16 protein-coding genes, 1 tRNA gene, 2 rRNA genes and 1 pseudogene are annotated in these 25,115 nt (G+C 68.3%); 15 read left to right on the top strand and 5 right to left on the bottom strand.

The window, feature by feature from the left end:
* The 6 genes from ACIQ1T_RS11850 to ACIQ1T_RS11825 all read left to right on the top strand — a co-directional run.
* A 23S ribosomal RNA gene (locus tag ACIQ1T_RS11850) occupies positions 1 to 79 on the top strand; the annotation flags it as partial.
* Between the two features lie 121 nt (positions 80 to 200).
* A 5S ribosomal RNA gene (rrf, locus tag ACIQ1T_RS11845) occupies positions 201 to 315 on the top strand.
* A 92-nt stretch (positions 316 to 407) separates the two neighbouring features.
* Positions 408 to 484: transfer RNA gene (locus ACIQ1T_RS11840), tRNA-Met, on the top strand.
* Positions 485 to 953: 469 nt separating this feature from the next.
* Entirely contained in the window at positions 954 to 3,698 is a 2,745-nt protein-coding gene (locus ACIQ1T_RS11835; protein WP_395944748.1) for a TonB-dependent receptor domain-containing protein, read from the top strand.
* A gap of 71 nt (positions 3,699 to 3,769) precedes the next feature.
* On the top strand, positions 3,770 to 6,241 hold the full coding sequence (locus ACIQ1T_RS11830) for a prolyl oligopeptidase family serine peptidase (protein ID WP_395944747.1): 2,472 nt from the start codon (positions 3,770 to 3,772) through the stop codon (positions 6,239 to 6,241).
* Positions 6,242 to 6,250: 9 nt separating this feature from the next.
* Positions 6,251 to 7,849, top strand: coding sequence for a serine hydrolase domain-containing protein (locus ACIQ1T_RS11825; protein ID WP_395944746.1), 1,599 nt, complete (start codon positions 6,251 to 6,253; stop codon positions 7,847 to 7,849).
* Positions 7,850 to 8,065: 216 nt separating this feature from the next.
* On the opposite strand, the pseudogene ACIQ1T_RS11820 reads toward ACIQ1T_RS11825, so the two are convergent.
* Positions 8,066 to 8,773: pseudogene (locus tag ACIQ1T_RS11820) on the bottom strand (ABC transporter substrate-binding protein); the annotation flags it as partial.
* 572 nt (positions 8,774 to 9,345) lie between these two features.
* On the opposite strand from ACIQ1T_RS11820, the gene ACIQ1T_RS11815 reads away from it, so the two are divergent.
* From ACIQ1T_RS11815 to ACIQ1T_RS11780, 8 genes are all read left to right on the top strand, one after another.
* Positions 9,346 to 9,432: a potassium-transporting ATPase subunit F gene (locus ACIQ1T_RS11815; protein WP_395944754.1), complete on the top strand. Its 87-nt coding sequence runs from the start codon at positions 9,346 to 9,348 to the stop codon at positions 9,430 to 9,432.
* A gap of 15 nt (positions 9,433 to 9,447) precedes the next feature.
* Complete coding sequence (gene kdpA / locus ACIQ1T_RS11810) at positions 9,448 to 11,157, top strand: potassium-transporting ATPase subunit KdpA (RefSeq protein ID WP_395944745.1); 1,710 nt, start codon at positions 9,448 to 9,450, stop codon at positions 11,155 to 11,157.
* Positions 11,158 to 11,175: 18 nt separating this feature from the next.
* A complete protein-coding gene (gene kdpB / locus ACIQ1T_RS11805; RefSeq protein WP_395944744.1) occupies positions 11,176 to 13,242 on the top strand; it encodes a potassium-transporting ATPase subunit KdpB in 2,067 nt (688 codons plus the stop codon).
* Positions 13,242 to 13,397, top strand: a complete 156-nt coding sequence (locus tag ACIQ1T_RS11800; RefSeq protein WP_395944743.1) for a hypothetical protein — start codon at positions 13,242 to 13,244, stop codon at positions 13,395 to 13,397. The genes kdpB and ACIQ1T_RS11800 overlap by 1 nt, the downstream gene beginning before the upstream one ends.
* Positions 13,390 to 14,109, top strand: a complete 720-nt coding sequence (locus ACIQ1T_RS11795; RefSeq protein ID WP_395944742.1) for a TorF family putative porin — start codon at positions 13,390 to 13,392, stop codon at positions 14,107 to 14,109. The genes ACIQ1T_RS11800 and ACIQ1T_RS11795 overlap by 8 nt, the downstream gene beginning before the upstream one ends.
* A 10-nt stretch (positions 14,110 to 14,119) precedes the next feature.
* Entirely contained in the window at positions 14,120 to 14,698 is a 579-nt protein-coding gene (kdpC, locus tag ACIQ1T_RS11790) for a K(+)-transporting ATPase subunit C (RefSeq protein ID WP_395944741.1), read from the top strand.
* A gap of 81 nt (positions 14,699 to 14,779) precedes the next feature.
* Complete coding sequence (locus ACIQ1T_RS11785; RefSeq protein ID WP_395944753.1) at positions 14,780 to 17,383, top strand: DUF4118 domain-containing protein; 2,604 nt, start codon at positions 14,780 to 14,782, stop codon at positions 17,381 to 17,383.
* Complete coding sequence (locus ACIQ1T_RS11780; RefSeq protein ID WP_395944740.1) at positions 17,383 to 18,078, top strand: response regulator; 696 nt, start codon at positions 17,383 to 17,385, stop codon at positions 18,076 to 18,078. Before ACIQ1T_RS11785 ends, ACIQ1T_RS11780 begins: the two co-directional genes overlap by 1 nt.
* On the opposite strand, the gene ACIQ1T_RS11775 is transcribed toward ACIQ1T_RS11780, so the two are convergent.
* Positions 18,029 to 20,296, bottom strand: coding sequence for an acyl-CoA dehydrogenase (locus tag ACIQ1T_RS11775; protein WP_395944739.1), 2,268 nt, complete (start codon positions 20,294 to 20,296; stop codon positions 18,029 to 18,031). The genes ACIQ1T_RS11780 and ACIQ1T_RS11775 overlap by 50 nt on opposite strands.
* A gap of 54 nt (positions 20,297 to 20,350) precedes the next feature.
* Positions 20,351 to 20,761: a hypothetical protein gene (locus ACIQ1T_RS11770; protein ID WP_395944738.1), complete on the bottom strand. Its 411-nt coding sequence runs from the start codon at positions 20,759 to 20,761 to the stop codon at positions 20,351 to 20,353.
* 91 nt (positions 20,762 to 20,852) lie between these two features.
* Here ACIQ1T_RS11770 and ACIQ1T_RS11765 point away from each other — a divergent pair, with 91 nt between their 5' ends.
* Positions 20,853 to 21,590, top strand: coding sequence for a cyclic nucleotide-binding domain-containing protein (locus ACIQ1T_RS11765; protein ID WP_395944737.1), 738 nt, complete (start codon positions 20,853 to 20,855; stop codon positions 21,588 to 21,590).
* 152 nt (positions 21,591 to 21,742) lie between these two features.
* On the opposite strand, the gene ACIQ1T_RS11760 is transcribed toward ACIQ1T_RS11765, so the two are convergent.
* Both ACIQ1T_RS11760 and cydD read right to left on the bottom strand, forming a co-directional pair.
* On the bottom strand, positions 21,743 to 23,404 hold the full coding sequence (locus ACIQ1T_RS11760) for an amino acid ABC transporter ATP-binding/permease protein (RefSeq protein WP_395944736.1): 1,662 nt from the start codon (positions 23,402 to 23,404) through the stop codon (positions 21,743 to 21,745).
* Positions 23,401 to 25,017, bottom strand: a complete 1,617-nt coding sequence (gene cydD, locus ACIQ1T_RS11755; RefSeq protein WP_395944735.1) for a thiol reductant ABC exporter subunit CydD — start codon at positions 25,015 to 25,017, stop codon at positions 23,401 to 23,403. The genes ACIQ1T_RS11760 and cydD overlap by 4 nt, the downstream gene beginning before the upstream one ends.
* Positions 25,018 to 25,115: the final 98 nt, after the last annotated feature.

Here is a 25,115-nt window from a genome sequence, read left to right as displayed (position 1 = left end):
ACCACGTTGATAGGCCAGGTGTGGAAGTGGGGCGACCCATGAAGCTTACTGGTACTAATAATCCGATCGGTTTGATCGTTTCTCAGCAAAACTCATTCGATGATTGCTCCTTGACCGAAGCAATCTCTGACAATGTCTTCTTCCCTGACCTCAAGTAGCGCGAATGCGCGATAGGTCAGGATTCATGTGTGCTTGGTTGACCTGGTGACTATGTCGGAGGTTCCCCACCCGATCCCATTCCGAACTCGGTCGTTAAGCCCTCCAGAGCCAATGGTACTTCGTCTCAAGGCGCGGGAGAGTAGGTCGTCGCCGGGTCTACCAAGCACACATGATTGTTCGCGCTAACGGCCTTCGGCCGACTTGAGCGCGCTTCTCGAACAGTTCTTCCTCACGAAACTACCGTTTGCCGCGGGATGGAGCAGCCCGGTAGCTCGTCAGGCTCATAACCTGAAGGTCGTAGGTTCAAATCCTACTCCCGCACCCAAATCAAAAAGCCCCGCCTGGTCACAGGCGGGGCTTTCTGGTGGCCAAAACCCCATCCAAAAGAACCCCCGATAAGCCGCGCGAAGGATTTTTGTGTCTATCGCGCAACTATTCGTCACCATCCGTCGGAAATCGGTGCGCGGCGACGATGAGGGGGCTGCGCCAAATCTTTCACCGAACTGTCAAGCCGAAGCCCGAAGCCTGGCGAGCGCGCTTCTGAGGCGAAACAAGAATCGCTTTGAGGTGTTTCGTGCGCCTCAAGCTGGATTTTCAGGAAATATGATCCGAATCACGTCGATTTGACGGCGGGTGCGGTGAGAATAGTTTCCTCCATGCCGGGGTCATTCTTCTGGGACCGGCCGGTTCAAACGCAGTGAACCGGGGGGAAGACGCGGCGTCGGCCAACGGCGTCGTGATCGGATCCACGCTCTTGGGGAGGAGCGTCGAAACCGATTTGTGAGGAGACTATCGTGATCCAGTCGACCAAGACGCGCGTCTTCGGATGCGCCAGCGCCTTGGCCCTGCTTGTCGCCGCGCCGGCTCTGGCGCAGACGGCGGAGCCCGCATCATCTCAGACCGGCCAGGTGGACGATATCGTCGTCACCGCTTCGCGCGTCGTTCGCGACGGTTTCCAGGCGCCGACCCCGACGACCGTCGTCACCGCTGAATCCCTGGCGCTGCAGGCGCCGCTCAACGTGGCGGACGCCCTGAATCAGCTCCCGGCCTTGCGCCCCACGCTTTCGCCTTCGGCCACCACTTCGCTGAGCTCGCATGGCGGCAACTACCTGGATCTGCGTGGTCTGGGCGCGACGCGCACGCTCGTGCTGGTGGACCGCAAGCGTTACGTCAATTCCCAGGTCATGGGCGGCGTCGACATCGGCCAGATCCCGCAGGCCCTGATCGCCGGCGTGGACGTCGTGACCGGCGGCGCCTCGGCCGCCTGGGGCTCGGACGCTGTCGCCGGCGTGGTCAATCTGCGTTTCGACCATTCGCTCGAGGGCTTCAAGGGCTCGATCCAGGGCGGAATCAGCGGGGAGAAGGACCGCGAAAACTATCTGGGTTCCGTCGCCTTCGGCCATCGGTTCCTGAACGATCGCGCCCACGTGCTGCTGGCGGGCGAGATCTCCGAGAACAACGGCATCGAGCATCTGTCGGACCGTGACTGGGGCAAGGGCTACGCCGTCATCTCCAATCCGGCCTACACGCCACAAAACGATGAACCGCAGAACCTGTTCGTCTCCAACGCCCGCTATGCGAACATGTCGCCGGGCGGAGTGATCAACTCGGGGCCGCTGCGCGGCACTCAGTTCGGCCCCAATGGCGCCCCCTACGCCTTCCAGTACGGCGACCTGGCCAGCAGCTCGACCATGGTGGGCGGCAGCGGTTCAGACTACGGCAGCTATATTCCGCTGGAGCCGTGGATGGCGCGCAAGAGCGTCTATGGCCGCCTGGCCTATGACGTCACGCCGTCGATCACCGCCTATGCCGAGGCCTCGCATGCCGAGTTCCAGTATGACTCGGGCAGCGGCAATACGGTCAGTTCGTTCACGATCCGTCGCGACAACGCCTTCCTGCCGTCCAACATCGGCGCGGCGATGGACGCCAACGGCATCTCGACCTTCTCCATGGGCCGGACCTTCCACGAGCAGTATCCGAAACTGCAGAACGACATCACGGCCCAGACCGATCGTTTCGTCGTCGGCGCCGACGGCGACCTGCCGGGCAGTTGGAGCTGGAGCGCCTATGCGACCTATGGCGAGGCCGAGAACGACCAGCAATTCTCGAACAACCGGCTGACGGCGCGCTTCACCCAGGCGGTGGATGCGATCATCGATCCGGCGTCCGGAAACGCGATCTGCCGCAGCGCCACGGCGCGCGCCGACGGTTGCGTGGCCTTCAATCCGTTCGGCGACAACTCGGTGTCGGACGAGGCCTATGCCTGGGTGTTCGGGTCAGGCTCGCGGACCTATTCGACCAGCCAGAAGGCGGCGTCCTTCAGCATCAACGGCGAGCCGATCTCCACCTGGGCCGGTCCGGTGTCGCTGGCGACCGGCGTCGAATGGCGTCGAGAGGAGGCGGGAGCGACCTCTTCCGAGCGGGCGATCAATCGCGAGTTCGCCAGCTACAACACGGCGCCCTGGAACGGGGTGGTCGAGGTCAAGGAAGTCTTCGCGGAAACCGTCGTGCCGTTGGCGGCCGATCAGGCCTGGGCCAGGTCGCTGGACCTGAACCTGGCGGGACGCGTCACCGACTACAGCACCTCGGGGCGGGTCACGACCTGGAAGGCCGGCCTGACCTGGGAGCTGAACGACGACATCCTGTTCCGCACGACCCAGTCGCGCGACATCCGGGCGCCGTCCCTCGAAGAGCTGTTCGGGGCCCCGACCAACCTTTACGCCACAGTCCTGGATTCGAAACTGGCCCAGAGCTATTCGACCCAGACCCTGACGGCGGGCAATGCGGACCTGGTTCCGGAGGAAGCGGACACCTTCACGGGGGGCGTCGTCTACAGACCGTCGTTCGCGCCGGGTCTGAAGCTGTCGGTCGATTACTATAGTATCGAACTGACCAATGCGATCATGACCTTCAACGCCGCCACGATCGTTGATCGCTGCAACAGGATCGGTCAGCTGTGTGAGCAACTGGATCGTGATCCGACCACCGACCTGATCACCTATATCCGCAATACGCCGCAGAACCTGCAGTCGCTGGAAACCTCTGGCGTCGACTTCGAGGCGGCCTATGACATGCCGCTGTTCGGGGGCGATCTGGGTCTGCGCAGCCTGATCTCCTATGTCGACAAGACGACCATCGATGATGGCGAAGCTGTCACAGAACTGGCCGGCGCCTCGCTGCAGATATCGACGTCAGGCCTGGGGGGCGTGCCGAACTGGCGCTATAATTCCTCGGCCGTGTTCAAGAAGGGGCCGGCCACCCTGGGCGTTACCTGGCGCTATATCGGCGGGGCCAATGTCAACAACGCCTATACTTCCAAGAACCTGAATATCCTCGAACACGAGGGGCAGAGCATCGTCGATCTGTCGGGTTCCTGGGATCTGCAGGTGGACGGCCGCGAGCTGGAGCTGTTCGGCCGCGTCGGCAATCTGTTCGACGAGGATCCGCCCCTGACCGGCGTCAGCACCTACGGCACCACCCGGTCCCTCTATGAGGTGATCGGCCGGACCTTCACGGCGGGCATGCGGTTCCGCTTCTGATCGAGATCCATCATCGCGGGCGGCCTTCGGGCCGTCCGCTTTTTCAATTCTGCAGTACACGGAGTATCAACATGCGCAGTCATCTGGGCGTTATCGCAGTCGCCGTCGGCGCGGTCCTGGCGGCGGGGCAGCCCGCCCAGGCCCAGGACGCGGCCTATCATCCGGCGCCCGAGCCGCTGCACGCCCTGCTGGCGGCGGCGCCGACGCCGGAACTGATCGTCGCCCCGGGCGGTCGCCAGGCCCTGGTGGCCCAGCCGCTGGGCGCGCGCTCCATCGCCGAACTGTCCGAGCCCGAGTTGCGGCTTGCGGGCGCGCGATTCAATCCGCTGAGCTGGACCGCGACGCGCGTGCCTTACGGGTGGAGCTACTACAGCGGCCTGTCGATCAAGACCCTGCCGACCGGCGCGGCGCGCCCGGTCACGGGGCTGCCCGAAGGCGGCAGGATCGTCACCCTGGCCTGGTCGCCGGACGGCAAGAAGGCCCTGGCCACCATCACCGCCTTTGAGGCGCGCGGCGGCGGTCATGGGGTGTGGATCATCGACGCCGCCAGCGGACACGCGCATCGTCTGACCGACCTGTCGGTCAATTCGGTTGCTGCTCCGGGGGAGATGGAACCGGCCTGCGTCTGGCTGTCCGGCAGCGCCGCTGTCGTCTGCCGCACCGTGGCGACGGATCGTGGCGCGGCGCCGTCCGGCGAGGCTGCGCCCGTGCCGGCCATCCAGCAGTCCGAGGGGCGCGCCGCGCCGGGCCGGACCTATCAGGATCTTCTGACCTCGCCCAAGGACGAGGCGATGTTCGCCTATCACGACGCCACCCAGATCGCGGTGATCGGTCTGGACGGAAAGGTGACCAAGGTCGGGTCGGTCGGGGTGCACGACATGGCCAAGCCTTCGCCCGACGGCGAATGGGTGTTGATCAGCGAACGTCGCGCGCCTTTCTCCTATCAATTTCCGCTGAACAAGTTCGCCCAGCGCTATACGGCCGTGCGCATCGCCGACGGTCATGAGGTGGTGCTGGCCGACAAGCCGCTGGAAAGCGACGTGCCGATCTCGTTCGACGCCGTCGGCAAGGGGCGTCGCGAGATGCAGTGGCGCGCCGATGCGCCGGCCGAACTGTTCTGGGTCGAGGCGGCCGACGACGGCGATCCGCGCGTTGAAGCCGAGGTGCGCGACCGCCTGTTCCTGCAGGCCGCGCCCTTCGTCGGCGAGGCCCGTCCGGTCGGCGGCCTGGCCAAACGGTTCGCCGGCGTCGCCTGGGGCGAGAATGGGGAGGCCCTGGTCGAGGAGGGCTGGCGCGCCACGCGTCTGCGTCGCATCCAGGCGCTGAACCTGTCCGACCTTTCGATGAAGGCCCTGTATGAGGGCTCCAGCCAGGACGCTTACGGCGACCCCGGTCATCCGCTGATGGGGGCCAACGCCCAGGGCGCGCCAGTGTTCGAGACAGCCGCAGACGGCGACGTCTGGTTCACCGGCGAAGGCTCGACCCCCGAAGGAGACCGTCCCTTCCTGTCGACCATGGACATGAAGACCGGCCAGCGCGACATCGTCTGGCGGTCGTCGGCGAGCCGGTATGAAGAGGCCGAGGATGTTCTGGCCGACGGCAGCGTCCTCATTCGCCGGGAGGGCGCCGAGACGACGCCGAACTATTGGCTGGTCAAGCCGGGCCGGACGACGGAGCAGGCGGTGACCGATTTCGCCAACCCCTATGGCGACGTGGCTCTGCCGCGGGGCCAGGTGTTGACCTATAAGCGCGCCGACGGCGTGCCGCTGACCGCCGTCCTGTTCACCCCGCCGGGCTGGAAGCCCGAGGACGGCCCTCTGCCCACGATACTGCACGCCTATCCGGTGGAATATGTATCGGCGGACGCGGCGGGGCAGATGACCGGCTCGCCGAACCGTTTCCCGGCCTATGCTACGGACTGGAGCTCGATCGTCCAACTGATGACGCTGCGCGGCTATGCGGTGCTCTACAACACCAGCCTGCCGATCGTCGGCGCCGAGGGCAAACAGCCCAACGACACCTATGTCGAGCAACTGGTCGCGGGCGCCAAGGCCGCCATCGACGAGGGCGCCCGCCTGGGTGTGGTCGATCCGAACCGAATGGGGGTGACGGGGCACTCGTACGGCGCCTTCATGACCGCCAACCTGCTGGCCCATTCGGACCTGTTCAAGGCCGGGGTGGCGACCTCGGGCGCCTATAATCGCACCCTGACGCCCTATGGCTTCCAGCGCGAGGAGCGGACCTACTGGCAGGCGCCCGAGCTTTATTACGAGATGTCGCCCTTCTCCTATGCGGACCGGATCAAGGCGCCCCTGTCGCTGATGCACGGGATCAACGACGACAACCAGGGCACCTTCCCGGTGCAGAGCGAGCGCTTCTACGCCGCGCTGAAAGGGCAGGGGGCGACGGTTCGTCTGACCATGCTGCCGCTGGAGGCCCACCGCTACGCCGCCTCGGAATCCCTGAACCAGATGGTCTGGGAGTGGGACGACTGGTTCGGCCGTTATGTGAAAAACGTCGCACCTGCGGCGGCCGGCCAGTAGGGGCGAGCGATGTTGAGAGCAAGCCTTCTCGCCCTGCTGATGGCGACCTCGGCGTCGGCGACCCTCGCTACCGATTCCTGGGCCGCCGATCCTCAAGCGGCTCTGGATGCGACCTTCGCTCGCTGGAACAGCGACGCCGCGCCAGGTTGCGCCGTCGGCGTCGCCGAGAACGGCGTCACCGTGGCCCGCCGCGCCTGGGGCATGGCCGAGCTGGAACACGGCATCAAGGCGACGCCGGACACCATCTACGAGGCCGGCTCCGTCTCGAAGCAGTTCACGGCGGCGGCGATCATCCTGCTGGCGCAGGATGGCGCGCTGAGCCTGGACGACGACATTCGCCGCTTCCTGCCGGAGATGCCGGACTATGGGACGCCGATCACCCTCAGGAACCTGATCAACCACACCAGCGGTCTGCGCGACTGGGGTTCGATCGGGTCTCTGGAGGGGTGGCCGCGCAGCTCGCGGGCGGCCGGCAACGACAATGTGCTGGAGATCGCGGCCCGACAGAAGGAGCTGAATTTCGCGCCGGGTTCGCACTACCTCTACAGCAACACCGGCTACAATCTTCTGGCCATCGTGGTTCAGCGCGCCAGCGGCCGAAGCCTGTCGGCCTTCACCGCCGAGCGAATATTCAAGCCGCTCGGCATGACCCATTCCCGTTGGCGCGACGACTATACCGCCATCGTGCCGGGCCGTGCGGCGGCCTATGACCGGGAGGCCGACGGCTATCACGAGGCCATGCCGTTCGAGAACGCCTATGGCAACGGCGGCCTGCTGACGACCGTCGACGACCTGCTGATCTGGAACCAGGCCCTGACGGACGACAAACTGGGCGTGGCCTTCACCGAGGCCATGCTTCAGCGCGGCGAGGTCACGCCGCATCGGCCGATCGCCTATGCCTCGGGTATTGTCCACCTGGAGCATCGGGGGTTCGAGGAGTTGTCGCACAGCGGCTCGACCGGCGGATACCGCGCCTGGCTGGCCCGTTATCCGGCGCAGAAGCTGTCGGTGGCCATGTTGTGCAACACCGGCGAAGCGGGCTCCGTGCGTCTGGGCCGGGCCATCGCAGACGCCTTCCTGCCGACGACGGCGGCGACCTCCTATACGCCCGCCGCGCCGGCGCCGACCGGCCTTTACGCCGAGGGACGGACGGGCGAGCCGCTGTTTGTCGCGACCGGCGCCGACGGCGGCGTCACGGCGGACGGCGAGGCTCTGGTCCCGATCGGGCCCGGTCGCTGGACCATGGGCGCCGATGTTCTGGAGTTCGACGCCGACGGCGGCCTGGTCCGGGTGACGCGAGAGGGCGAGCGTCTGCCCTATGTGAAGCGTGACGCCGTCACGCCGACACGCGCGGTGCTGGCGGATATGGTCGGCGCCTTCGTCAGCGACGAGGCGATGTCCCGTCTGTCCGTCGCCCAGACGGCCGAGGGGCTGTCCATCGGTCGGGTCGGCTGGCCCGCGACATCGCTGACGCCCGCCTATCACGACGTCTTCACCGGCCACATCGGCGTCGTTTCGTTCGAGCGGGATTCGGCCGGCAAGGTGACCGGGCTGCGCATCAACAATGGTCGCGCCCAGAACGTGCTGTTCGTCCGCCAGCCGTCCTGAGACGTCAGCGCGCCGCCGTCTGGTCTGGTCCTCGGATCGGCGGCGGCGCCAGTCCGACAGCAGGTCCTGGCGTCGCTGCTGGTCATGATTGGCCAGCAGGCTGGGGCCGACGCGGATCGGTCGACTGCGGAGGTCACGTTCGGCGATGTCGGGCGAGATGTCCGTCCGGACGGGCGCGATCCGCTCCTGAGCCAGCAGACGCTGGCCCTCGCGCGACAGCATATAGTCCAGAAACAGCCGCGCGGCGTTGGGATGCAGGGCCTCGCGGTTGATGAAGGCGACACGCGAGACGACGATATAATAGTCCTCGGGCCGCACCACGACGATGTCCGGATTGGCCGCTGCCCGTTGCGCGGCATAGGCCTCGACTACATTATAGGCGAACCGGTGCTCGCCGCTTTCGACCCCGGCCATCATGGCTCCAGCCGCGCGATAGAGGCCCGGCTGGCTGGCGGCGATGGCCGCGTACAGGGCTTTCCCATCGGGATAGAGCTGGAGGTCCTGGCTCATGTAGAGCAGGCCGACGCCGCTGGTTTCCGGATCGAACAGGGTCACGGCGCCGCGCCACCGGTCGGGCTCGGACTGCAACCGTTGCAGGAGCTGCGCATGGCTTCGTGGGGCCTCGGCGTCGGATGTCAGCCTGCGGTTATAGGCGAACAGCACCGGTTCGGCGGAGACGCCGTAACCCTGGTCGCGCCACTTGGCCCAGCCGGGCAGGGAGCCGGCCTCGGGAGACCGATAGGTCAGGGCGTGGCCGTCGTTGATCAGCTTGATCTGGATGTCCATCGCGGAGTTCCAGACCAGATCCGGAGGGGCGATTCCAGGCGGGGGCCCGTTGGCGATCTGACGCTGGATGTCCTTGGAGCCGATGTTCAGATAATCCACCGCGATCTCTGGGTAACGACGTCGAAAGCCGGCGACCATGGTCTCGCCCAGGCTGGTGTTCGAATAGATGCGGACCGCACCCTCGCGCCGAGCCGCCGACTGAACCAGGACGCTGGTATGGGGGCCGTCGCCCCGGTCGCTGCATGATCCGGTCAGGACCAACGCAGCGCCGAGAAAAAAGCCAGAGAGCAATCCGCGTGCGTGTCTGGCGGCTATCTGGTGCAGACGATGGCTCTGACGAGGCCTCATTCAGCGAGTTTGAGGCATAAACGCCTAAAATGTCGAGGCGGTTCGCTCCGGTTTGAAGTCGATTCACATACGGTTGATCGGGCCCGCAGGTACAGGGGAAGACGCGCCGAGGTCCCGAAGAAGGCGCTTATCGAGTCGGGGACGGTTCGCCTGTCCCTCACGACGATCTTCGGATGACGCCTGTTATCTTTTCTTTATGCCGGCCGCCTGAATCCGCATCGCGTCATTACGTCCCTCCGTGGTGTCTCCGCTCATCTTCAGCGTGAGGAGGCCGACGTGGCCGACATGATCTTTTTGGCGATCGGGGCAGGGGCGTTCATCGCCTTCGCCGCGCTCGCCGCAGCCTTGAAGCGGGTGTGACGATGATGGTCGCCATACTCTGGGGCGTCGGCGCGGTCGCCGTCGCCGTCTATATGGTCGCGGCTCTGCTGCGGCCCGAACGGTTCTGAACGGGGCCGATCGCAATGAATATTCAAGGATGGGGCGAGATCGCCCTGACCCTAGGGCTGGCCGTTCTGCTCGGCTGGCCCATCGGCGTTTACATGTCGCGCGTCTGGAACGGCGAGCGGACCTGGCTGGACCCGGTGCTGAAGCCGGTCGAGGCCGTCTTCTATCATACGGCCGGGGTCGATCCGAAGCGTAGCCAGGGCTGGCTGGGTTACGCCGGGGCGCTGCTGGCCTTCAATCTGGCGGGCTTCGTCCTGCTGTATGGGATCCTGCGGCTGCAGGGCGTGCTGCCGCTGAACCCGCAGGGGTTCGCAGGGGTGTCGCCGCACCTGGCCTTCAACACCGCCGTCAGCTTCGTCACCAACACCAACTGGCAGAGCTATGGGGGCGAGGCGACGCTGTCGACCTTCACCCAGATGGTGGGTCTGACGGTGCAGAATTTCGTGTCGGCCGCCACCGGCGCGACCATTGCGGCGGCTCTGGCGCGGGCCTTCGTCGCCAATCGCGGCGAGGGCGTCGGCAACTTCTGGGCCGACCTGACGCGCACCACCCTCTATGTGCTGCTGCCCCTGTCCATCGTCCTGGCCGTCGTTCTGGCGGGCCTGGGCGTGGTGCAGAGCCTGGCGGCCAGCGCCCATGCCGCCACGGTCGAGGGCGGATCCCAGACCCTGCCGCTGTTCCCGGCGGCCAGCCAGGTGGCGATCAAGCAGTTGGGCATCAACGGCGGCGGCGTCTTCAACGTCAACGGCGCCCATCCGTTCGAGAACCCGTCGCCCCTGACCAATCTGATCTCCGCCGTGGCGATCAACCTCATGGGCTGGGCCGCCTTCTTCGCCTTCGGGCGGTCGGCGATGGCCCGGCGCGACATCCGCGCCCTGGCGGCGGCGGCCCTGATCGTCCTGACCTTATCCAGCGCGGCCATGTACGCCATCGAGACCCAGCCGGCCCCGTCGCTGGTCGCCGCAGGGGTCGACGCCTCGGTCAATATGGAGGGCAAGGAGGTCCGCTTCGGCGCGCCCGCCTCGACCGTCTGGTCCGTCATGACCACCGGCGCCTCCAGCGGTTCGGTCAACTCGATGCACGCCAGCTATATGCCCCTGGGCGGCGGTCTGCAGATCTTCCTGATGCAGCTGGGCGAGATCCTGCCCGGCGGGATAGGCTCGGGCATCGCCGTCATGGTGGTGATGGCCCTGCTGTCGGTCTTCGTCGCCGGCCTGATGGTCGGCCGCACGCCGGAATATCTGGGCAAGAAGATCGAGGCGCGCGAGATCCAGTTCGCCATGATCGCCGTGTTGATCCTGCCCCTGGCCATCCTCGGCTTCTCGGCGGTGTCGGCGGTGTTTCCGACGGCGCTGGAGGGGCTGCTCAACGACGGCCCGCACGGCCTGTCCGAGATCCTCTACGCCTTCACCTCGGCGGCGGCGAACAACGGCTCGGCCTTCGCGGGCCTGACCGCCAACGCCCCCTGGTGGAACACCACCTTGGGCCTGGGGATGCTGATGGGGCGGTTCATTCCCGCCGTCGCCGTCCTGGCCATCGCCGGCAGCCTGGTCGTCAAGCCCCGGCTAGCGCCCAGCCCCGGCACCCTGCCCACCGACAACGGCCTGTTCATCGGCTTGCTGATCGGCGTGATCCTCATCCTCGGCGGCCTGCAGTTCCTGCCCGCCCTCGCTCTGGGACCGATCGTCGAGCACTTCCAGGTGCTTGCCGCGGTCGCCGGCGCCTGATCCTCCGGACATACTGACATGACACAAGTCACACTTGATCCCCGTGAGGGCGGCCGTTCGGCGCCGCTCGGGGGCGGTCTCTCGGGGGCCATGATCGGCCGCGCCGTCGGCGAGGCCTTCGTTAAGCTGAACCCCGCCAAACTGGTGCGGAACCCGGTCATCTTCACGACCTGGATCGTGGCCCTGCTGGCCAGCCTGTCGGCGGCTGCGGCCGTCGCGGGCGGCCAGTCGGCCGGCTTCGCCATCCAGATCGCCCTCTGGCTCTGGGCCACGGTGCTGTTCGCCAATATCGCCGAAAGCGTCGCCGAAGGGCGCGGCAAGGCGGCGGCGGACAGCCTGCGCGCCACCCGCGTCACCACCAAGGCCAAGCTGATCGTCGATCCGACGACCGGCGCGGTGGTCCCGACCAACGCCTCAGACCTCGAGGTCGGCTCGATCATCCTGGTCGAGGCCGGGGACGTGATCGCCTCGGACGGCGAGATCATCGAGGGCGTGGCCTCGGTCAACGAGGCCGCCATCACCGGCGAAAGCGCCCCGGTGATCCGCGAGAGCGGCGGCGACCGGTCGGCTGTGACCGGCGGCACCACGGTGGTGTCCGACTGGATCAAGGTGCGGATCACCGCCAAGCCGGGCTCGACCTTCCTCGACCGGATGATCGCCATGGTCGAGGGCGCGGACCGTCGCAAGACGCCGAACGAATTGGCGTTGGCCGTTCTGCTGGCCGGCCTGACCCTGATCTTCCTGATCGCGGTCGTGACCCTGGTCGGCCTGGGCGCCTATTCGGGCGTGGACATCGATCCGCTGGTGCTGGGCGCCCTGTTCATCACCCTGATCCCGACCACGATCGGGGGCCTGCTGTCCGCCGTCGGCATCGCCGGCATGGACCGGTTGCTGAAGGTCAATGTACTGGCCACCTCGGGCCGTGCTGTGGAGGCGGCAGGCGACGTCGACACCCTGCTGCTCGACAAGACCGGCACCATCACCTTCGGCAACCGCATGGCGACCGAGGTCATCCCGGTTCCCGGCGTGCGCCCGGACGCCGCCCTGACCGCCGCCGTCATGGCCTCGCTGGCCGACGAGACGCCGGAAGGTCGCTCCATCGTCGAACTGGGCCGCAACGCCGGGATCTCGGTCGAACAGCCGGCCGGCGCCACGGCCATCCCCTTCACCGCCGTCACCCGCCAGTCGGGTCTGGACGCCGGCGAGGACAGCTGGCGGAAGGGCGCGGTCGATGCGGTGCTGAAGGATCTGGGCCTGACAGACGGTTCGGCCCCCGCCGAGTTCCGTCAGGCCGTGGACCGGATCGCCCGCTCGGGCGGCACGCCCCTGGCGGTGACGCAGAACGGCGTCCTGATCGGCGTCATCCATCTGAAGGACGTGGTCAAGCCGGGCGTGAAGGCGCGTTTCGCCGACCTGCGCCGGATGGGGCTGCGCACCGTCATGATCACCGGCGACAACCCGGTGACGGCGGCGGCCATCGCTTCGGAAGCCGGGGTCGACGACTTCCTGGCCGAGGCGACGCCCGAGGACAAGATGCGGCTGATCAAGGCCGAACAGGCCAAGGGTCGTCTGGTCGCCATGTGCGGCGACGGCGCCAATGACGCGCCCGCCCTGGCACAGGCCGACGTCGGCGTGGCGATGCAGACCGGCGCCCAGGCCGCCCGCGAGGCCGGCAATATGGTCGACCTGGACTCGGACCCGACCAAGGTCATCGAGATCGTCGAGGTCGGCAAGCAGTTGCTGATCACCCGCGGCGCCCTGACCACCTTCTCGGTCGCCAACGACGTGGCCAAATATTTCGCCATCATCCCGGCGATGTTCGTGGTCTCGCTGCCGGCGCTCGGCGCGCTGAACATCATGCAACTGCACAGCCCCGAGAGCGCCATCCTGTCGGCGGTGATCTTCAACGCCCTGGTCATCGTCGCCCTGATCCCGCTGGCGCTGAAGGGCGTGAAGTATCGGGCCATCGGCGCCGGCGCCCTCTTGGGTCGCAACCTGCTGATCTACGGCCTGGGCGGTCTGATCGCCCCGTTCGTCGGCATCAAGCTGATCGACCTGATTATCTCGGCTCTGGGTCTGGCCTGATGCGCCAGGAGGTCGCCCGCATCCTCAATCTCGTCGTCGCGATGCTGGTCATCGCCGCCCTCTGGGGCGTGGCGACCATGCGGCAGACCGACACGCGCGACGGCCCGAACCCCAGAGCCATCCATCCCATTCAGAACGAGAACCCCAATGCGTAAACCCTTCTCCAAGGCGTCCGGCCGCAACGACGCCTGGTTCGCCGCCGCCTGTATCCTCGCCATCGCCGGTCTCGGCCTGTGCAGCGAAGCCAAGGCCCAGGACGTCTCCGCCAATGTCGCCGTCACCTCCGACTATGTCTTCCGGGGCGTCAGTCAGACGCTGGAGGACCCCGCCGTCTCGGCCGGGGTCGATCTGACCCGGAACGGCTTCTACGCCGGCGCCTGGGCCTCGAACGTCGATTTCGGGGACGGGGACACCAAGGCCGAGGTCGATCTCTATGCCGGCTATCGGCCGGAGATCGCCGGCCTCGCCACGGACTTCGGCGTGATCGGCTATCTCTATACGGGCCAGCCGGACGGCGCCGACTACGACTATGTGGAGTTCAAGGCTGCGGCCTCGCGCGCCGTTGGACCGGCGACCCTGGGCGCGGCGGTCTATTATTCGCCCGACTTCTTCGGCGCGTCCGAGGACGAGGCGACATACGCCGAACTGAACGCCGCCGTCAGCCCTGCCGATAAATGGACGATCTCGGGCGCGGCGGGGCGTCAGTGGGTGTCATCGCACCTCGACTACAACACCTGGAACCTGGGCGCGGCCTATCAGCTGACGGACAATCTGGCGGTGGACCTGCGCTATCACGACACCGACGAACACGACTTCGGCGACACCTATGGCGCGCGCGCCGTGGCGACGCTGAAGGCGGTCTTCTGAGGCGATGACGATGTTGAACCAACTTCGACCGGCCCTCGTGATGACGGCCCTCTTCACCCTGGTTCTGGGCCTGGCCTATCCGCTGGCCGTGACCGGGATCGCCCAGGCCGTCTTTCCGAGCCAGGCCAACGGCAGTCTGGTGCGCGACGCAAAGGGAGCGGTGGTCGGGTCGGCCCTGATCGGCCAGAACTTCGCGGGCGCGACCTATCTGCATCCGCGCCCGTCGGCGGCGGGCGACGGCTATGACGCCGCCGCTTCGTCGGGCTCCAACATGGGGCCGCTGAACCCGGATCTGGCCGCGCGTGTGGCGGAACAGGCCCGGGCTATCCGCGCCGAGGACGGGCAGGGCGTCATCCCCGCCGATGCGGTGACGGCCTCGGGCTCGGGGCTCGACCCGGACGTGTCACCGGCCTACGCTCGGCTTCAGGCCGCGCGGATCGCCCGCGCCAGAGGCGTCCCCGTGCAACAGGTCCAGAGCGTGATCGACAGCCAGACCAAGGCCGCCCTGCTGGGTTTCATCGGTCAGCCGCGCGTCAATGTCCTGCTGACCAATCGCGCCCTGGACGCCCGTTTCGGCGCGGAGGGCTGATTGCCCGAAACGGCGACCGATACGCCCGCCGCTTCAGCCGTTCCGCGCCGCAAGCGCGGGCGGCTGAAGGTGTTTCTCGGCATGTCGCCGGGGGTGGGCAAGACCTATGAGATGCTGCGCGCGGCCCGACGTCGAAAGGCGGAGGGCCTCGACGTCGTCGTGGGTCTGGTCGAGACCCACGGCCGCAAGGAGACCATGAGCCTGCTGCGCGGGCTGGAGGTCATGGCGCGCGCGCCGATCGACCGTCGCGGCCGGGCGTTGATGGAGTTCGATCTGGACGGCGCCCTGGTCCGCAGGCCCGAGCTTCTGCTGGTCGACGAATACGCCCACTCCAACGCGCCTGGTTCGCGTCATCCGAAACGGTGGCAGGACGTGGAGGAGCTGCGCGACGCCGGGATCGATATCTGGACGACGCTTAATATCCAGCATCTGGAGAGTCTGTCGGACGTCATCCTGCGGATCACCGGGGTGCGTCAGCGCGAGACGGTGCCGGACAGCGTCCTGACCCAGGCCGACGACATCGAGGTTGTCGACATCACCCCGGAAGACCTGCGGGTGCGCTTGGCCGAGGGCAAGGTCTATGTGCCCGAGACGGCGCGGCTGGCGTCCGAGAATTTCTTCAAGGTCGAGAACCTGACGGCCCTGCGCGAACTGGCCCTGCGCCGCGCGGCCCAGACGGTGGACGATCAGCTTCTGGCCCAGTTGCGAGAGCGGGGCGTACCGGGGCCGTGGGCGGCGGGCGAGCGGATCCTGGTCTTGGTCGGGGGCGACGCCATGTCGGCCTCCCTGGTGCGGACCGGGCGGCGGATGTCGGACATGATGATGGACGCCCCCTGGTCGGTGGCCCATGTCGAGCGGCCGTCAGGTTCGCGCGCCGACGCCGTTTCGGCGACGCGCCTGTCCGACGCCTTCAAGCTGGCGGAGCAGCTGGGCGCGCGGCCGGTGACGATCAGCGGCGACGACGTGGTGCGCGCCGTGCTGGACCACGCCCACCGCAACAACGTCACCCAGATCGTCATCGGCAAGACGCGCGGCGGCCGGTTCAGCGAATGGATGGGCCGCGCCCTGGCGACCGAACTGCTACGCAAGGCCCAGGGCGTCGCCGTCCATGTGGTGACCGAGGGCGATCTGTCGGCGCCGGAGCCGGTCGCCAAGTCGGGGCTGAAGGCGGCGCTGGAATGGCGCGGTTATCCGGCGGGGGCGGTCTTCGTCCTGGCGGCGACGGGCGCGGCCCTGCTGCTGGACACGCGTTTCGAGCGGGTCGATCTGGGCGTCATCTATCTGGCGGCGGTGGTGGCGGCCGGGGTGCTGAACGGGCTGAGGCCGGCGCTGGCGGCGGCGACCCTGGCTTTCCTGACCTACAACTTCTTGTTCCTGCAGCCGCGCTACAGTTTCCTGATCGGGTCGCCGGTCGATGTCCTGACCCTGGTTCTGTTCTGGGGCGTGGCCCTGGGCACAGGCGCCCTGGCGGGACGGGTGCGGGAACAGGCGCGGGCGGCCCAGCGTCGCGCCGCCGCCGTCTCGGCCCTGCTGGCCGCCAGCCAGACCCTGTCGGCGGCGGGGGATCGCGCCGTCACGGCCCGCAGTCTGGCCGAACAGGCCGCCGCCGCCGCCGGGGCCGGGGCGGTGGTCCTGCTGCCGGAAGGGGAGGACATCGCCGTCGTCGCCGCCAGCCCCGAAGGCGTGGTCCTGGGGGCCGACGCCATGGCCGCCGCGCGCTGGGCCTGGACCCACGGCGAGGTCGCGGGCCACGGCACCGGCACCCTGCCGCAGAGCCTCTGGCGGTTCCAGCCGTTGCAGGGCGTGCGTGGTCGTGCGGGTGTCGCGGGGATCGACGCTTCGGCCGTCTCGGCCGGATCGGACGAGGAACGGCTGGCCCTGGCCCTGCTCGATCAGGGGGCGGTGGCGCTGGAACGGGCCGATCTGGCGGGTCAGGCGCTGGCGACCGAGACCCTGCGCCGCGCCGACCGGTTCCGGGGCGCGCTGATGAACTCGGTCAGCCACGACCTGCGCACGCCCCTGTCGACGGTGCTGGGGTCGGCGACCACCCTGATCGACTATGGATCGACCCTGAAGCCCGAGGTGCGCGACGACCTGCTGCTGAGCATCCGCGAGGAGGCCGAACGCCTGTCCCGCTATGTCGGCGACCTGCTGGACATGACCCGGCTGGAGGGCGGGGGCCTGAACGTCCGCGCCGACTGGATCGACGTGCGCGACACTCTGAACGCGGCGGCCGAGCGGGTGTCGCGACGGCTGGGCGGGCGCAGGATCACGCGCGACTTCCCGGCCCAGCTCAGTCTGGTCGAGGTCGACCCCGGCCTGCTGGAACAGGCGGTGGTCAATATCCTTGAGAATGCAGTCGCCTACAGCCCCGACGGCACCGTCATCGAACTGGCGGCCTATGAGGATCGCGGCTCGGTGGTCATCTCGATCGAGGACGAGGGGCGAGGCATTCCCACCGCCGAACTGGAGCGGGTGTTCGACAAGTTCCGGCGCATGGAACAGTCGACCGACCGCACGCCCGACCGCGCCAAGGGCGCCGGCCTGGGCCTGGCCATCGCCAAGGGGTTCGTCGAGGCCATGGGCGGCCGGATCGCCGCCGCCAGTCCGATCAGGGATGGTATAGGCACGCGCATCCTGATCCGTCTGCCCAAGTCCATCGCCACCCATCCGGATCTTCTGTGATGTCCGCCGTCCGCCCCCAGGTCCTCGTCATCGACGACGAGCCCCAGATCCACCGCTTCCTGTCGCCGGCCCTGGACGCCGCCGGCTACGAGCCCAAGCGCGCCGACAGCGGGCAGGAGGGCTTGCGCGCCATCGCCCTGTGGAGCCCCGACGCCGTGGTGCTGGACCTGGGCCTGCCCGACATGGACGGCAAGGATGTGCTGAAACGGGCGCGCGAGTTCTACGAGGGCCCGATCATCATCCTGTCCGCGCGCGACCGCGAGGCCGAGAAGATCGCGGCCCTGGACCTGGGCGCCAGCGACTATGTCGAAAAGCCCTTCGGCGTCGGCGAACTGCTGGCCCGCATCCGGGCGGGACTGCGACAACGCGCGCTGAGGCCGGTTGCGGGCGGGGTGGTCACGGTCGACGGGATCTCCATCGACCTGGACCGACGCATCGTCAGCCGCGACGGCGAGCGGATAAGGCTGAGACCCAAGGAGTACGAGGTCCTGGCCTACCTGGCCCGCAATGCAGGCAAGGTGCTGGGCCACGTCGATCTGCTGACAACAATCTGGGGCGCAGGCCATGTCCACGACGTCCAGTATCTGCGGGTCGTGATCGGTCAGTTGCGGCACAAGCTGGAAATCGATCCAGCCCAGCCAGCCCTCATTCTGACCGAACCCGGCGTCGGCTATCGGCTGTCGATGGAGATCTGACCGGGACGGCGGGGGGGCGGGCCAGAGCGTCCGGGGCGAAGTCGTCGACGGCGACCACATCGGCCACGGCGGCGTCGGCGGCCTCCAGGCTGTCGCGCTCGGCGGCGGTCAGCAAACCCTGATCCCAGGCCTTGCGCCAGTCGCGGATCTTCAACTCCTTCATCCGGTCGTGCAGAGGCTGGGTCTCGACCACCAGACGGAAGGCGTCTTCCAGGCGCCCTACGGCCTGGTCGCCGATATAGACTCGTTCGGTCAGGCGATCGCGCGCCGGGCCGGGTTCCATGATCAGGCGGGCGCAGGCGCGGACCGTGCTGTCGCGCGGGCCGGAGCGGATGACGCCGAAGGGCAGGACGAACACCTTCAGCAGCCAGGCCGCCGGCCGGACCGGGAAGTTGTCGAGGATCTCCTTGAGACGGCGCTCGATCATCAGGAAGCCGTCCTGCATGACATAGTCGAGCAGGGGCAGGTCGTCGGACTGCTGGCCTTCGTCCTCCCACCTCTTCAGGGCGGCGCTCATCAGATAGAGTTCGGACAGGATGTCGCCGAACCGGGCGGACAGCATCTCGCGCCGCTTGAGCGAGCCGCCCATGGTCAGCAGGGCCATGTCCGAGGCCAGGGCGAAGGCGGCGGCGTAGCGGCCCATGCGGCGATAATAGCGGCGGGCCGGGCTGGAGCGGGGCGCGTCGCCGAACAGACCGTCCGTCCAGGCGCGGGTGAAGGCGCGGCGCGCGGTCCGCAGGGTGTGGACCACATGGGTCCAGAAGACGGCGTCGAACTGGGCCAGGCCGGTCTCGACGTCCTTCTCGGCCAGGGCCTGCATCTCCTTGAGAATATAGGGATGGGCGCGGATTGCGCCCTGGCCGAAGACGATCAGGCTGCGGGTCAGGATATTGGCGCCTTCGACCGTGATCCCGACCGGGACCGAGCGATAGAAGTTGCCGATATAGTTGTTCGGCCCGTCGATCACGGCCTTGCCGGCGTGGACGTCCATGGCGTCGTTGGCGGAGGTGCGCATCCGCTCGGTGGCGCCGTGTTTCATGATGGCCGAGACGACCGACGGATGATGGCCCAGGGCCAAACCGGAACAGGTGAAACGCCGCGCGGCGTCCAGCAGATAGGCGTTGGCGGCGATGCGGGCGAGCCGCTCCTGCACCCCCTCGAATTCGCCGATCGGGATGCGGAACTGCTGGCGGACCCGGGCATAGGCGCCGGTGGTCCGCGCCGACAGGGCGGCGCCGGCGGCGGACTGCGACGGCAGGGAGATGCCCCGTCCGGCGGCCAGGGCCGCGTTCAGCATCATCCAGCCCTGGCCGATCCGTTCTGGCCCGCCCAGTATGGCGTCCAGCGGCAGGAAGACGTCCTGGCCCTCGTTCGGACCATTGATGAAGGCCTGCATCGACGGCAGGTGGCGGCGGCCGATGGTCACGCCGGGCGTGTCGGTGGGGATCAGGGCGACGGTGATGCCCAGGTTCTCCTCGCCGCCCAGCAGGCCGTCGGGATCGCGCATCTTGAAGGCCAGGCCCAGGACGGTGCTGATCGGGCCCAGGGTGATGTAGCGCTTCTTCCAGTTCAGCCGCATGCCCAGCACCTTGCGGCCCTGGTATTCGCCCTCGCAGATCACCCCCTCGTCGGTCATGGAGGCGGCGTCGGAGCCGGCCTCGGGACTGGTCAGGCCGAAGGCGGGGATGTCGCGGCCGTCGGCGAGACGGGGCAGCCAGTGGTCACGCTGTGCGTCCGTGCCGAACTGCATCAGCAGTTCGCCCGGGCCGAGGGAGTTGGGGACCATCACGGTGACGGCGGCGGCGACCGAGCGGGTCGAGATTTTCCGCACCACTTCAGAGTGAGCATAGGCCGAGAATTCCAGCCCGCCGTAGCGTTTGGGGATGATCATGCCGAAGAAGCGCTCGCGCTTCAGGAAGGCCCAGACCTCGGGCGACAGGTCCATGTCCTCCCAGGTGATCTTCCAGTCGTCCAGCATGGCGCACAACTGGTCGACCGGGCCGTCGAGGAAGGCGGTCTCCTCCGCGGTCAGGGTCGCCGGCGGGATGTCGAGGAAGGCGTCCCAGTCGGGGTCGCCGGTGAACAGTTCCGCGTCCCACCAGACGTCGCCGGCCTCGATGGCTTCGGCCTCTGTGGCGGACATCTCCGGCAGGACGGTCTTGGCCCAGTGGTAGATCGGGCGGGTGATATGGTCCCGGCGGATGGAGGATGCGGACATGTGGGCTCCCTTGTTTCGTTGCTCAACGAGCCGGGGGCGGCAAAGGTTCAGGCGTCAGATCACCCGGTGAAGGACGGCGGCGGCGGCGATCTGGCGCATGACCGCGTCGCGGCCGGGGGCGTCGAGACGGGTGGACAAGCCTATGGCGCTGCAACCTTCGCGGGCCAGGTCGCAGGCGGCGGCGACCAGATGATCGACCAGGCTTTCAGGGTGAAGCAGGTCGAAGGCGACCAGGGTCTCGACGATGAACTGGCGCTCGCCGGCGGGGGTGACGGCGATGGAATAGGCCAGGATGGCGCGCACCTGGTCGCGCGAAACGGCGGCGATCACGCCCCCGTCGTCGGGGTCGCTGGCGACCACGGCGCGCCAGTCCGCCTGGCTGAGACGGGCATCGGCCATATGGGCCAGGATATAGGCGCGGTCGGCCTCGTCGGGGGCGAGGCGACGATACTGAAAGGGGCTCATCCTTTCGACCTTACGGCTTGGACGAAAGGTCCGCCTTGATCTCCATCAAGAGGGTTTGCGGAACCGGACGGGCGGGCATACCCTGCACGCCATGCTTGAACTCCGGTCCCTCCCCGTCGACTGCGGCAAGCGCAGAAACGACTCGGCCTGCTCCCATTGCGGCGCAAGGGCGTTCAGCGTCTGCAACAGCCTGGACGAGGGCGACCTGGCCGGCCTGGACGCCATCGCCGAACGGGTGGCGCTGAAGTCGGGCGAGGCCCTGATCCGCGAAGGCGATCCGGCGACTCACCTGTTCAACATCACCTCGGGTTCGGTGCGGATCTACAAGCTGCTGCCGGACGGGCGGCGACAGATCACCGGCTTCCTTTTTGCGGGCGACTTCGTCGGACTGGCGACCGGGCAGGACTACGCCTTCTCGGGCGAGGCCATCGAAGACGCGACCCTGTGTCGGTTCCGCAAGAGCGACTATCGCGCCCTGATCCGCGAGCGGCCGTCGCTGGAAGAGGCCCTGCTGGACCGGGCCACCCACGAACTGGCGGCGGCGCAGAACCAGATGCTGCTGCTGGGCCGCAAGACGGCGCAGGAACGGATCGCCTCCTTCCTGCTGGACTTGCCGACGCGCGATCCGTTACGGCCCTCGGCGGAGGACCAGGTGCGGCTGCCGATGACGCGGTCCGAGATCGCCGACTATCTGGGCCTGACCATCGAGACGGTCAGCCGGGTCCTGACCAAGCTGAAGACGACCGGGGTGATCCGTCTGCTGGCGCTGAACGAACTGCGGATCGAACAGCCCGAGCGGCTGCGCGAGATAGCCGAGGGCGAGGCCTGAAACCTGATCCTTCTCCCGTTGGGAGAAGGTGGCCCAAAGGGCCGGATGAGGGGGCAGGCGGTGGGCCAGTTCGCACCAGTGCGCCCCTCACCCTTTCAGGCTTCGCGCTGCTCTTCGGGTCGCGCAAGACCGATCGCTGCGCTCTCGGGCGCTCAAGCCCTCTCCCGCCGGGAGAGGGGGGCGAAATGCGAACCCAGCTTCACCCTGCCGTTTCCATCCAAGCCTTCGATCCGGATCACCCGCCCGCACAGCCGTGTCGGGGCGGGGCGGTGGCTGACGATGATCAGGCCCTGGTTCGCCCGGGTCAGGCGTCGATCGAGCGCGGTCAGGACCTGGGCCTCGGTTGCAGGGTCCAGGCCTTCGGTCGGCTCGTCCAGCACCAGCCAGGGGGCGGGACGCAGATAGGCGCGGGCCAGACCCAGACGACGACGCTCTCCCCCCGACAGACGTTCGCCGTTCGGACCGACGCGCGCGTCCAGGCCTTCGGGATCGGCGCGCACTCGTCCGGCCAGGGCGGCGTCTTCCAGCGCGCCCCACAACACCCCATCCTCGGCCGGGCCGGCCAGCAGCAGATTGTCGCGGATCGTGCCGTCGATCAGGCGGACGTCCTGGGCGGCGTAGGCGAACAGGGGGCGACGATCAGCCGGGTCGATCTCCGCAATGTCCAGACCTGACAGATCGGCCTCGTCGGGCAGGGCGTCACGCAGGCCGACCAGACGTTCGATCAGGGTGGTTTTGCCTGACCCCGACGGACCGATCAGGCCGAGACGGGCCGGCGGGGCGAGGCGGGCGCCGTCGGCGCTCAGGCGCAGGCCCGCATCCAGGCGCGCGGCGGCGTGGCGTGCGCGCGGCTCGCCGGTCAGGGCGTCCAGTCGGCGGGTCGCCTCGACGGCGGCGCCGTTCTGCTGCAGGGCTCCGACCAGACCGGCGGCGGATTCGATCCCCATGACGGCGGCAAGGGTGGCGAGCGCCGTCATCGGCAGTGAGGCGCCCAGGGTGGCGGGAACAACGGTCGCCACGGCGACGGCGGTGACCACGGCCTGCCAGGCGGCCATCCAGCCTCCGGCCTGGGTCAGGGCGATCTGGGCGTAGTCCAGGTCCGCAGCGGCCCTCGCGGCCTCCCCCGCGGCCCAGTGGTCCAGTCCGTAGGCCTTGAGCTCGGGCGCGACGGCCTCCAGCGCGGCGAGGCGATCTTTCAGGCGGCCCGTGGCGATTTGGACATCGCGCCCGGCAGGGGCGGCCAGACGACGGGCGATGAGGCCGGCGCCGGCCCAACTCAAGCCCATGACGCCCAACAGCAGCAGGCCTGCCAGCGGATGGGCCAGTCCGGCCAGCAGGGCGGCGGAGGCGGCGCCCGCGCCCATGGCCCAGGGGGCGGACAGGCGCACGAACAGGGTCTGGACTGCGTCCACGTCCTGCACCAGCCGTGCCGAGGCCTCGCCGGACGACAGGGCCAGGGCGCGTGTGGGAGGGGCGGAGGCCAGGGCGTCGAACAGCTGGGGCCGCAAGCGGGCCAGGGCCTTCAGCGCCGCCTCGTGGCCGGTGACGCGCTCGGCGTAGCGGGCGACGGTGCGCATCACGGCCAGCAGCCGGATGACGGCGCTGGGCATCATATAGTTGAAGGCCTGAACCGCCGCCGATCCGGCGATCCCCGCCAGGGCCGCGCCGGTGATGAACCAGCCGGACAGGCCCAGCAGGCAGGTCGCGGCGACGGTGACCAGGGCTCCGGTCGCGGCGGCGATCTGCAGACGGCCGCGCTGGGCGTGGCGCTGGGCGGCGATCAGGGCGCCGATGCGGGAGGTCGGTTGGGTCATAGGGTCACCACGCGGTCGGCCATGGCGGCGACGGCGGCGGAGTGGGTGGCGATCAGGGTGGTGCGGCCGCGCGTGGCCTGGCGGATCAGGTCCAGCATGGCCTCCTCGGAAGCGGGATCCAGATTGGCGGTCGGTTCGTCCAGCAGCAGGATCGGCGCGCGCTTCAGGATGGCGCGGGCCAGGCCCAGCCGCCGCCGCTCGCCGCCGGACAGGCCGCCGCCGCGTTCGTCGATGACGCGGTCCAGATCGCCGTGCAGACCGGCCTCGCCGGCCGCGACCAGCAGCCGGCCGGGGCAGGCGGACGGATCGGCCAGACGAATATTGTCGCCCAGGGTTCCGGGCACGACGACGGGGGCCTGGCTGGCCCAGGCGATCTGGCCGGCGAAGTCCCCGGCCCGGCTCAGGCGCGCGCCGCCGACCTCGATCTCGCCGGCGGTCAGGGGCGACAGGCCCAAGAACAGGTGCAGCAGGCTGGACTTGCCCGAACCGCTGGCGCCGACCAGGGCGACGATCTGGCCGGGGCGGACGTCCAGGTCGAAATTCCGGATCACAGGGGCGGCCTGACCATAGGCGACCGTGACGCCGCTGAAGCGGATGGCGGGCGGCTCGTCCGGCAGGATGTGGCGGTCGCGTACGACGGGCTCGGGCGTGATCAGGGCGGGCACGGCGGCCTCTGCAGCCTGCCGGTCGTGATAGGCGGCGGCGAGGCGGCGCAGCGGCTGATAGACTTCCGGCGCCAGGGCCAGGACGAAGAAGGCGCGCGACAGGTCCAGCGTCTCCGGCACGGGGATCGGCAGCAGCTTCAGCAGGTTGAAGCCGCAGTAGACGGCGATCAGGGCCACCGACAGGGCCGAGAAGAACTCCAGCACCCCGGACGACAGGAAGGCGATCCGCATGACGCGATTGGTGCGCTGTTCCAGTTCGTCGGAGGCGCGGCCGATCTCTGCGGTGGTGCGGGCGCCGGCGTCGAAGGCCAGGACGGCGGGTAGGGCGCGCACCCGGTCGATGAACAGGCCCGACAGCTGCTCCAGCGCCTGAAACTGGCGGCGGCTCTCATTGGCGGCGGCCGTGCCGGCCAGGATCATGCCGGCGATGAAGGGCAGTAGCGTGAACAGCAGTATGGCGGCCGAGACCGGGCTGGCGACGGCGGCGACGGCGACCAGCAGCAGGGGCGACAGGCCGGCCGCCATCTTCAGCGGGGTGAAGCGGGACATATAGCCGTCCAGAGCAGCGACGCCCTCGACCACGGCGGTCAGTCGGTCATCAGAACGGGCGCCGCGTCCGAACAGGTCGGTCAGCAGTCGGTTGCGCACCTCGGTCTTGATCGACAGGCCCAGCCGGGCGCCGACGACGACGGCCGCCTGACCGATCAGGCCGCGCGCGATCAGACTGACGACCGCCAGAAGCAACCAGGGCAGGGCGGCGAGGGGCGACGATCCGAAGCTGGATATGGCCATGGCCAGACCCGCCGCGAAGCCGACCGCCGGGACCACGTCGGCGACGGCCAGCAGACCGGCCAGGGTCGTCAGCCGACGCCAGGGGGCGGCGACCTGTTTCAGCCATGCCGCCGGAGTGACCGCAGCAGAGGAGGCGTTGATCGGCGCCGATGTCATTCTCGAACTCCAGCGCCGGAGGGGCTCCGTACGCTATTGGGCAAACCGTCGTTGGGCGAAATGTCCAAGGACGATCAGTCCACTACGACCGGGCGCAC

The organism is Brevundimonas sp., from assembly GCF_044336875.1.
Lineage (GTDB): Bacteria > Pseudomonadota > Alphaproteobacteria > Caulobacterales > Caulobacteraceae > Brevundimonas.
The sequence above is the reverse complement of the archived record's forward strand: the minus strand, read 5'-3'. Positions and strand labels throughout refer to the sequence as shown.

Bases quoted from the DNA above. Each gene is read 5' to 3' on its own strand.
- kdpC (WP_395944741.1), top strand. From the start codon at position 14,120: ATGTTGAACCAACTTCGACCGGCCCTCGTGATGACGGCCCTCTTCACC.
- cydD (WP_395944735.1), bottom strand. From the start codon at position 25,017: ATGACATCGGCGCCGATCAACGCCTCCTCTGCTGCGGTCACTCCGGCG.
- ACIQ1T_RS11830 (WP_395944747.1), top strand. From the start codon at position 3,770: ATGCGCAGTCATCTGGGCGTTATCGCAGTCGCCGTCGGCGCGGTCCTG.
- ACIQ1T_RS11760 (WP_395944736.1), bottom strand. From the start codon at position 23,404: ATGACCCAACCGACCTCCCGCATCGGCGCCCTGATCGCCGCCCAGCGC.
- ACIQ1T_RS11765 (WP_395944737.1), top strand. From the start codon at position 20,853: ATGCTTGAACTCCGGTCCCTCCCCGTCGACTGCGGCAAGCGCAGAAAC.
- ACIQ1T_RS11815 (WP_395944754.1), top strand. From the start codon at position 9,346: ATGATGGTCGCCATACTCTGGGGCGTCGGCGCGGTCGCCGTCGCCGTC.
- ACIQ1T_RS11775 (WP_395944739.1), bottom strand. From the start codon at position 20,296: ATGTCCGCATCCTCCATCCGCCGGGACCATATCACCCGCCCGATCTAC.
- kdpA (WP_395944745.1), top strand. From the start codon at position 9,448: ATGAATATTCAAGGATGGGGCGAGATCGCCCTGACCCTAGGGCTGGCC.
- ACIQ1T_RS11770 (WP_395944738.1), bottom strand. From the start codon at position 20,761: ATGAGCCCCTTTCAGTATCGTCGCCTCGCCCCCGACGAGGCCGACCGC.
- kdpB (WP_395944744.1), top strand. From the start codon at position 11,176: ATGACACAAGTCACACTTGATCCCCGTGAGGGCGGCCGTTCGGCGCCG.
- ACIQ1T_RS11825 (WP_395944746.1), top strand. From the start codon at position 6,251: ATGTTGAGAGCAAGCCTTCTCGCCCTGCTGATGGCGACCTCGGCGTCG.
- ACIQ1T_RS11800 (WP_395944743.1), top strand. From the start codon at position 13,242: ATGCGCCAGGAGGTCGCCCGCATCCTCAATCTCGTCGTCGCGATGCTG.
- ACIQ1T_RS11780 (WP_395944740.1), top strand. From the start codon at position 17,383: ATGTCCGCCGTCCGCCCCCAGGTCCTCGTCATCGACGACGAGCCCCAG.
- ACIQ1T_RS11785 (WP_395944753.1), top strand. From the start codon at position 14,780: ATGTCGCCGGGGGTGGGCAAGACCTATGAGATGCTGCGCGCGGCCCGA.
- ACIQ1T_RS11795 (WP_395944742.1), top strand. From the start codon at position 13,390: ATGCGTAAACCCTTCTCCAAGGCGTCCGGCCGCAACGACGCCTGGTTC.